Source organism: Mucilaginibacter sp. P4_G9 (genome assembly GCF_056400985.1).
This window is the reverse complement of the sequence record NZ_JBFUKF010000214.1, coordinates 1-8,894: the sequence shown is the minus strand read 5'-3', so window position 1 is coordinate 8,894 and position 8,894 is coordinate 1. Positions and strand designations below refer to the sequence as shown.

The 8,894-nt window shown below is 43.5% G+C and carries 6 protein-coding genes; all 6 read left to right on the top strand.

The annotated features are described in order from the left end of the window. The coding region (locus AC1DPZ_RS17150) for a family 43 glycosylhydrolase (RefSeq protein WP_477405573.1) at positions 1 to 1,884 on the top strand (1,884 nt) is incomplete at its 5' end. A gap of 70 nt (positions 1,885 to 1,954) precedes the next feature. Continuing rightward, on the top strand, positions 1,955 to 3,229 hold the full coding sequence (locus tag AC1DPZ_RS17145) for a family 8 glycosyl hydrolase (protein WP_477405571.1): 1,275 nt from the start codon (positions 1,955 to 1,957) through the stop codon (positions 3,227 to 3,229). Between the two features lie 29 nt (positions 3,230 to 3,258). After that, the gene (locus AC1DPZ_RS17140; RefSeq protein WP_477405569.1) at positions 3,259 to 5,232 is read left to right on the top strand and encodes an alpha/beta hydrolase-fold protein; all 1,974 of its coding nucleotides are present in this window, start codon (positions 3,259 to 3,261) and stop codon (positions 5,230 to 5,232) included. Between the two features lie 14 nt (positions 5,233 to 5,246). Then, a complete protein-coding gene (locus tag AC1DPZ_RS17135; RefSeq protein WP_477405567.1) occupies positions 5,247 to 6,101 on the top strand; it encodes a sialate O-acetylesterase in 855 nt (284 codons plus the stop codon). Between the two features lie 70 nt (positions 6,102 to 6,171). Next, complete coding sequence (locus AC1DPZ_RS17130; protein ID WP_477405565.1) at positions 6,172 to 7,374, top strand: endo-1,4-beta-xylanase; 1,203 nt, start codon at positions 6,172 to 6,174, stop codon at positions 7,372 to 7,374. 293 nt (positions 7,375 to 7,667) lie between these two features. Beyond that, on the top strand, positions 7,668 to 8,894 hold a 1,227-nt coding region (locus AC1DPZ_RS17125), incomplete at its 3' end, for an FG-GAP-like repeat-containing protein (RefSeq protein ID WP_477405563.1).

The window sequence follows — 8,894 nt, the reverse complement described above, 5'->3', positions numbered from 1 at the left end:
ATGCCAGATTCCGCTGTGTTTTATCAAACAGTTAACACCTATGTGAATCCAGTTTTACCTGGCGACCACCCGGACCCCACCTTACTTAAAGTGGGAGATGATTTTTATCACTGCGGATCTTCCTTTCATTTTAATCCCTATCTGCCCATTTATCACTCAAAAGATCTTGTTCATTGGGAAGTAATAAGCAGAGTGCTCCCATCATCAAAAGCGGCCTGGGTTAATGACCGGCCTTCAGCCGGGATCTGGCAGGGTGCCATAACCTATTTTTACGGCTCCTACTGGATATATTTTTCGGCCGGAGGGCAGTGGTTTTGTAAGGCAAGCTCCCCTAAAGGGCCGTGGTCAAGTCCCGTACAAGTAAAGTCTAATCCTGAAACAGGTAATCTTGGTTATGACAACTCAATTTTTGTGGATGATGACGGAAAACCGTATATGGTGATAAAAAACGGTCAAAAAGTTAATCGTTTGCAAGCCTTGGGTAAGGATGGGCAATTAACAGAAAGTGTGATTAATCTCGACTGGGTAAACGCAAAGCTACAGTATAGCTGGGCAGAAGGCCCCGTAATGTGTAAACGCAATGGCTATTATTATTACTTTCCGGCTGGTGATGTTACAGGCGGACAATATGTTTTAAGAGGAAGATCATTGACAGGCGATTCGACAAAATGGGAAAGGCTGGGTGATTTTTTTAAACCGGTTACCGATAGTAAGACAGGTTTTCGTCGTCCTAACCACATTTCAGCTCCCGTTCAATTAGCCGATGGCACCTGGTGGACTATCGGACAGAGCTATGAGAAGTACGACGGCGACGATTGGTCAGGTGCCGGACGCCAAACCGCTCTTTATCCCGTAACATGGGAGGGCGACAGGCCCTGGGGCATGGCGCCAACCGCCTCACCTATCTTGAAACCGAACCTGCCACAGTCGGGTATTTCATGGACAAGTGTGAAAACAGATTATTTTGATAGCGGTGAATTAAGCCTGAATTGGCATTTCCTCACCAAAAAAGCGTCAGCCTCTTATTCGCTTACCGCGCGGAGGGGATGGATAAGGCTTACGCCCGATTCTGCCCGAACACACCTTGTTCAAAAGGAAACGGACCACTATTATTCTGCTGTTACAAAGGTTGACCTGCGTGCAACCAATGACAGCGTTAAGGCTGGTATTTATCTTACTAACGGAAACCAGGCGGTGGTGGTGAGGCTTTACAGCGGTTACAACAATGGAAGGAAAATTGTTTTTACAATGGACACCGCGACTCGGAGCGCCCCAAACATCTTCGGAAACATCGTTTGGCTTAAACTGGAAAGAAACGGCCACAAGCTAACCGGATATTATAGCGGCGACGGAAAAGCCTGGATTTCTTTAGGCCGGCCAATTAACGCGGTTAAAGTTGATGAAACCCAACCAAATTTTAATTCATGGGTAGGGACAAGTGTAGGGTTATTTGCAGAGGGCAGGCCTGCAGACTTTGATCGTTTTATTTGCAAAGACGGGACCTCCTTATTACCTGCAGCAGGCTATCGTAATTACTATGGAATAACAACTGTTAATAAAGGGAAGTGGAAAATGGTAACCAATACATCTTTGTATGGCGGATGGTTTATGATATCCGGTGTGGAAATCGGAAGTCAGTCGCCGTCTTCGGTCCAGGTAGTTGCTTCCTCAAAACGCAAAGGCAGGCTTCAAATTTGGCTGGATGATCTTCGGACCGGTAAATTGATAGCCACAATACCGCTAAATGCTACTGGCAGCGGTAAATATAAAACATTCAGCGAGCGGCTTAAAAATGTTACTGGGCAACATGACGTTTTTGTGCGGTATCCTGCTGGCATTCCACAAGCTATCTTTATTAAAAGCATCAGGTTTCCTGGTAAGTAAGGTTGCTTTTAGTTATTAACCCCATGAGAAAAATAGTTAGACAAAATCTTTATTAAACCACAACGTGAGTATGAAAAAAATAGTGTTATTGTATGTAATAGTTGCTTTGCTGCCTGCTTTGGCAAATAGTCAAAGTCAGAAAGTTTTAAAAAAGGTGCCGGGTAAAGGGGCCTTTGCTTCCGGCATTTATCCGAATCTTTTTCATGAAGCGGGATATAACAAGGGTGATATCAACATTAAAGTCGCGATGGCTTATCATGATGTGTTTGAAGGCCCCAACAAAGTTTATTTCGAGGTGGGCGATTCAATGGCATATGTGTCTGATGTGAAAAACCACGATGCCAGAACCGAGGGCCTTTCATATGGTATGATGATCGCTGTGCAGCTTAATAAAAAAGATGTTTTTGACCGTATATGGCGTTGGTCAAAAAAATATCTTCAACACCAGGACGGACCAAGCGAAGGTTATTTTGCCTGGAGCATTAATCCTCAAACGATGAAGCATAATTCGGAAGGTTCTGCATCCGACGGAGAATTATATTATATCACCGACTTGCTTTTTGCCTCCAACCGATGGGGAAATAGTACAGGTATTGATTATTATGGCGAGGCCAGGAGAATACTGGATGCCATGTGGAAAAAAGACGGTACCGGGAATGTTCATCCTTTAATAAACATTGCGGCGAGACAAATTTCCTTTGTGCCCGAAGGTGCCGGATATGGATGGACCGACCCTTCCTATCATTTGCCTTCGTTTTACGAAGTATGGGCGCTTTATGCAAAAGACGGCCATGAACAATTTTACCGGGACTGTGCAGATACCGCAAGAGCGTTTTTACACAGGGCCTGCGATCCCGTTACAGCACTCAACCCTGATAACACAGATTTTAATGGTAAATCACTCGGCGGAAAGCKAATGCAGTCGGCTTTTCGTTTCGACTCCTGGCGGGTACCAATGAACATCGCAATGGATTATGTGTGGTTCGGGAAAGACAAAAAGTGGCAGCAAAATTATGCGAAGCGCTTTCAAAACTTTTTACGATCAAAGGGAATAAATGATTTCCAGGATCAGTTTAATACAGATGGATCCACGCCTGCCTTTATTCTACCCGCAGGAGGAGTTAGAAAATTAAGGCATTCATTGGGATTGGTGGCTACCTCTGCCGCGGCCTCGCTAATGATAGCCGATGATACAAAATTCGATTTCGTTAAGCCTCTTTGGAACGCTAAGCTTGAGCCTTATGCAGATGGATATTTCGATCCATATTATGACGGCTTGTTGTATTTATTCAGCCTGATGCACCTGAGCGGCAAATACCAGCTAATACAACCACAAACCAACTGACAATTTATTTACCTATAAAAATATTAACAATGAACAGATTAAAATATTTTAAGCGATTTTTTTTTGCGGCATGTGCCGTTCTTTTGTTTAGCATACCAGTTTACGCACAAGATATAGTCAACCAGGCAAGAGCCGGTTTTGATGTGTTTCGTACAGATATTCCGCATGGCAAAATTGATACCGTCACTTATCAATCAAAAACCGTGGGGAATACCCGCCGTGCGCTTATTTATACGCCTCCCGGATATTCTAAAAGCAAAAAATATCCCGTGTTGTATCTTTTGCATGGTATTGGTGGCGATGAAAAAGAATGGTATAACGGCGGTAGTCCCCAGGTTATATTGGATAACCTTTATGCACAAGGTAAAATTGTACCCATGATAGTAGTGTTGCCGAATGGTAGGGCTATAAAGGATGACCGCGCTACGGGAAATATAATGGCACCCGATAAGGTACAAGGATTTGCCGTTTTTGAAAAAGATCTGCTGAACGATCTGATACCATTTATTGATAGTAAATACCGCGTATATACTGATAAAGACCACAGGGCAGTGGCCGGCCTTTCAATGGGCGGGGGGCAATCATTAAATTTCGGCTTGGGAAACCTCGACGTATTTTCATGGGTTGGTGGTTTTTCTTCAGCGCCTAATACCAAAAAGCCTGAAGAGTTGCTGCCCAACCCCGAAGCGGTAAAAAGTAAGCTAAAATTACTTTGGATATCATGTGGATCAAGCGACGGGCTAATCGCATTCAGCAAACGAACTCACGATTACCTGGCAGAGAAAAAAGTGCCACATATCTACTATATAGAGCCGGGTGTTCATAACTTTAAGGTTTGGAAAAACGGCTTGTATATGTTTTCACAACTGATTTTTAAGCCAGTAAATGTTTCCACATTCCCCGAATATTCTTATAAGGAAGTAGGTATACCGGCGCCCACTAATATTCCGGGCGTAAAGTTCCCGCAAATATTTCCAGACAATACAGTTTTTTTTCGTGTAAAGGCACCGGAGGCGAAGAGTGTTCAGATTGACCTATTGAAAAAATACCCAATGACTAAGGACACCGGGGGGTATTGGACAGTTACTACCGACCCAATTGTATTAGGATTCCATTACTATTCTTTGATAATTGATGGCGTATCCGTTGTCGACCCCGCCAGTCAAACTTTTTACGGTATGGGGAGAATGGCAAGTGGTATTGATATTCCTGATCCGGAAGGCGATTTTTATACAATAAAGGACGTACCTCATGGCGAAGTGCGTTCAGTAAACTACTATTCAAACATAACAAAGGCATGGAGGCGGGCAAACGTATACACGCCCCCCGGTTATGATATACAAACCGAAAAGAGATATCCGGTACTTTACTTACAACATGGTTCGGGCGAAGACGAAACCGGCTGGCCTGCACAAGGTAAAATGAATTTTATATTGGACAACTTGTTTGCCGGGAAACAGGCAACGCCTATGATAGTTGTTATGGATAGGGGATATGCCACAGATCCAACACAGCCGGTAACCAGCACGCCCCGGGGAATGAGCATGGCGGGCAATGTTTTTCCGGATGTGCTTGTAAAGGGAATTATCCCGATGGTTGATGCAAAATTCAGAACGCTTGCTGATCGCGATCACCGTGCTATGGCAGGGCTTTCAATGGGCGGGTTTCAAACCTTTCAAAYTACCATGACCAACCTTGACAAGTTTGCCTATGTGGGAGGTTTTAGCGGCGCGGGCTTCATGCAGCCAGGCACCGATATTACTAAAATGTACAATGGCGTATTTGCCGATGCAAATGACTTTAACAAAAAAGTTAAGGTGCTCTATTTAAGTGTTGGAACTACCGAGCCGGAAAGGATGCAAACCACAGTAAAGGGCTTTCACGAGGCGCTTGAAAAGGCTGGCATTAAGCAGGTGTTTTACGAATCGCCGGGCACTGCACATGAGTGGCAATCCTGGAGGCGCTCCTTAAACCAGTTTGCAAGCCTGATATTCAAAAATTGAGGTCAAACATGAAAATGAAGCTTAGATTAATGGCGGTGACATGCCTCATATTGTTGAGTCTGAAAAGTTTTTCGCAAGACAAGAATTTTTACATATTTATCTGCTTTGGCCAGTCAAATATGGAGGGTAATGCGAGAATTGAAGCCGAGGATACTACCGCTGTTGATAGCAGGTTCCGGATGTTACAGGCTGTCGATTGTGCAGACAGAGGCCGGATAAAAGATACTTGGTATACGGCCGTATCGCCATTGGTGAGGTGCAAAACGGGTTTAACACCGGCAGATTATTTCGGCCGGACTTTGGTGGCTAACCTTCCCGAAAAAATAAGGGTCGGCATTATAAATGTCTCTGTCGCCGGTGCCAAAATCGAAGTTTTTGAAAAGGATAGTTATCAATCATATCTTGCAACGGCCCCCGGCTGGATGAAAGGTATAGTGGCTGAATATGGTGGGAACCCCTACGCTAGGTTGATAGAACTGGCCAGATTAGCTCAAAAATCAGGTATAATTAAAGGTGTTTTGTTACACCAGGGAGAATCGAATCCTAACGATACGCTATGGACAAGAAAAGTAAAGGGAATTTATGATAATTTGATCAGGGATTTAAACCTGAAGTCTAAAAAAGTGCCTTTACTTGCAGGCGAGTTAGTAAATGCTGACCAGGGAGGTGCTTGCGCTAACATGAACAAGATTATTGCAACGCTGCCTCAAACAGTTGCTAATTCATACGTTATTTCTTCTGCAGGTTGCGCCTGCTCCTCCGATCATTTGCATTTTACTGCCGAGGGATACAGGTTATTAGGAAAACGATATGGTGAGGCGATGCTTTCCTTGTTGGGTTACAAGCTTAAAGACACCGTTAAACTTTAACCCGTTAAAGATGAACAACCCTTGGCGATGTATACACAGTAAACATTTTCAATAAAAACATTAATGATCCATGAATTTTTCAACTGTCAATAAAAAAACTAATCGGGGTATCCTGCTCCCGGCAATTGCTTTTATTATTTTATCGTTTGTTCAATGTACACCAAAACATCAGGTGGCTTCATCATTCCAGACAGGTACTATTGCCGATCATCCGGATAAGGGTTTAAAAGATTATTATAAAAACTATTTTCCAATGGGTGTAGCGGGTAGTATGGCATCCTTGCGTGGTCCTGATTCTGCATTAATTGTCAGGGAATTTAACAGTATAACGCCCGAGAACGATATGAAGATGGGGCCGATACATCCATCAGAAGACGTTTACAATTGGAAAAATGCCGATAAAATTGTTGACTTTGCAGTGAGCCATCATATTAAAATACGCGGGCACAACTTATGCTGGCACAATCAGGAAGCTGCATGGATGTTTAAGGGGCCAAACGGAGGGCCGGTTACCAAAGAATTGCTGTTACAGCGTTTAAGGGAACATATTTTTGCTGTTGCAGGAAGATATAAAGGGAAAATTTATGCCTGGGATGTGGTTAATGAGGCCGTTGATGACAGCGATGATACAACGCAGATATATCGTAAAAGCAACTGGTACAAAATATGCAATGGCCCCGACTTTATAGCGGCGGCCTTTAAATATGCGCATGAAGCCGATCCGCAGGCCAAGCTATACTACAATGATTATAACAGCGAACATCCGGTAAAGAGAGAAAAGATATATAAATTGTTGAAAAAATTGATTGAGGACCACGTGCCGATTGATGGGGTGGGCATGCAGGCGCATTGGAAGTTGAATGACCCATCACCCGACGAATTGCGCAAGGCTTTGGATGAAGTAACTTCGCTGGGTTTAAAAGTGCAATTTACCGAATTGGATATTACCATCCGCTTACCAAAACCAACGGCCCAGGCCACCACTATGCAGCCAACAATTGATCCGGGTTATACACCGGAATTGGAAGCGAGGCAAATAGCGCAATACAAAATGGCGTTCGAAATTTTCAGGCAATATAAAAAGTTTATAACAAGTGTTACTTTCTGGAATGTATCTGACAGATACAGCTGGTTGGATGGGAGAGGCGGCGGGGTAATGGGCGGGGCTGGCGCAGGCTTAAATACGCCCCGTGCGGTTATCAAAGCCTATCCTTTATTGTTTGACGAAAACAGGCAACGCAAAAAGGCCTACTGGTCTGTGGTTAATTTTTAACTACGGTATTAATGAACGACAGATCAAGCGCCCTGTCGAATTTATGAACATGATTTCGCTGTTGTTCCCCGGGAATATCGAAAGAGTTCACGAAGTTTATACAGATGTTATATGAATATAAACAAACGTTGTGTTTGAAGGTATCATAGCTGTTTATCTTTGGTAATGGTTTCTTAACCTGTGTTATCGGCTGTAATTTGTTTGTATTTCGATTGGTTTTACAGGTGAAATACGTCTGGTAGCCATTCATAGATTAGGAACAGCAATCCGTATCGATTTTTTAATAATTTATCATGTTATCACGATTTGCAAGAATGACCGGTTTTTTTGCTTTAGGTATTTGTGGTTTAATAATATCATGTAAGCCACACGCCCCGATGAAAATGGCAGACTTGCTGCAACAGCTCAAAAAGCGAAATTATAATCCTCAAAATATTTTTAGTTCTGATGCCCGGCTTGCTGCCTGCGATTCGCTGTTAAAGGCTGATTCTCCAAACTATGATGTTCAATTGTTGACAAAAAAAGCTTTGTTTGAATTACAGGAAGGTCATGAACAGCAGGCTGTTGATATATACGCAAAAATTTCAAAGCTGCCACCTTACATGAACCCCGTAAATATAAAACCCGATCAGGCAGTAGCCTATATGCGTTTGGGAGAACGTGCCAATTGTATGCTCGGCCATAACGGCTCATCGTGCATATTCCCTATTAAAGGAGCGGGCATACATCAAGCTCAAACAGGATCGCTGCAAGCAATTGAAACACTGGAAAATATTTTGAAAAGTAACTCCCACGATGCCCAGTCACGGTGGCTGTTAAATGTAGCTTATATGACATTAGGTCGTTATCCAGATCAAGTTCCTGCCCAATATTTGATCCCTAATTTAAATGCCGACGATGGGCCATATAAAGTGAAGCCATTTACAGATGTAGCAGCAAATGTTGGTATAAACCTGAATAGCAGGGCGGGCGGCTCCATAGCCGATGATTTTGACGGCGACGGTTATATAGACATTATTACTACAGGAATGGATCTGCAAGATCACATGCACTATTTTCATAACAACGGTGATGGCACCTTCAGCGACCGCACCACTCAAAGTGGCTTGCAAGACGTGGTTGGCGGTCTTAATATTGAACAAACCGATTATAACAACGATGGCCGGCCTGATATTTTTATAATGCGGGGAGGCTGGCTTCGGGATGGTTTTGGCAACCAGCCAAGTTCGTTGCTTAAAAACAACGGCAATGGCAGGTTTACCGACGTTACCATTGCAGCCGGCCTCAAATTTATGCATCCTACGCAAACTGCTGTGTGGGCCGATTTCAATAACGATGGCTGGCTTGATGTTTTTATCGGGATGGAAAGCCATGGCGGAACCGACCCTAACAGCAACCATCCGTCGGCACTTTATATGAATAGTCATGATGGTACTTTTAAAGAAATGGCTCAAAAGGCCAATTGCCAAATTAACGATTTTGTGAAGGGGGTAACATCTGCCGATTACAATAATGACGGC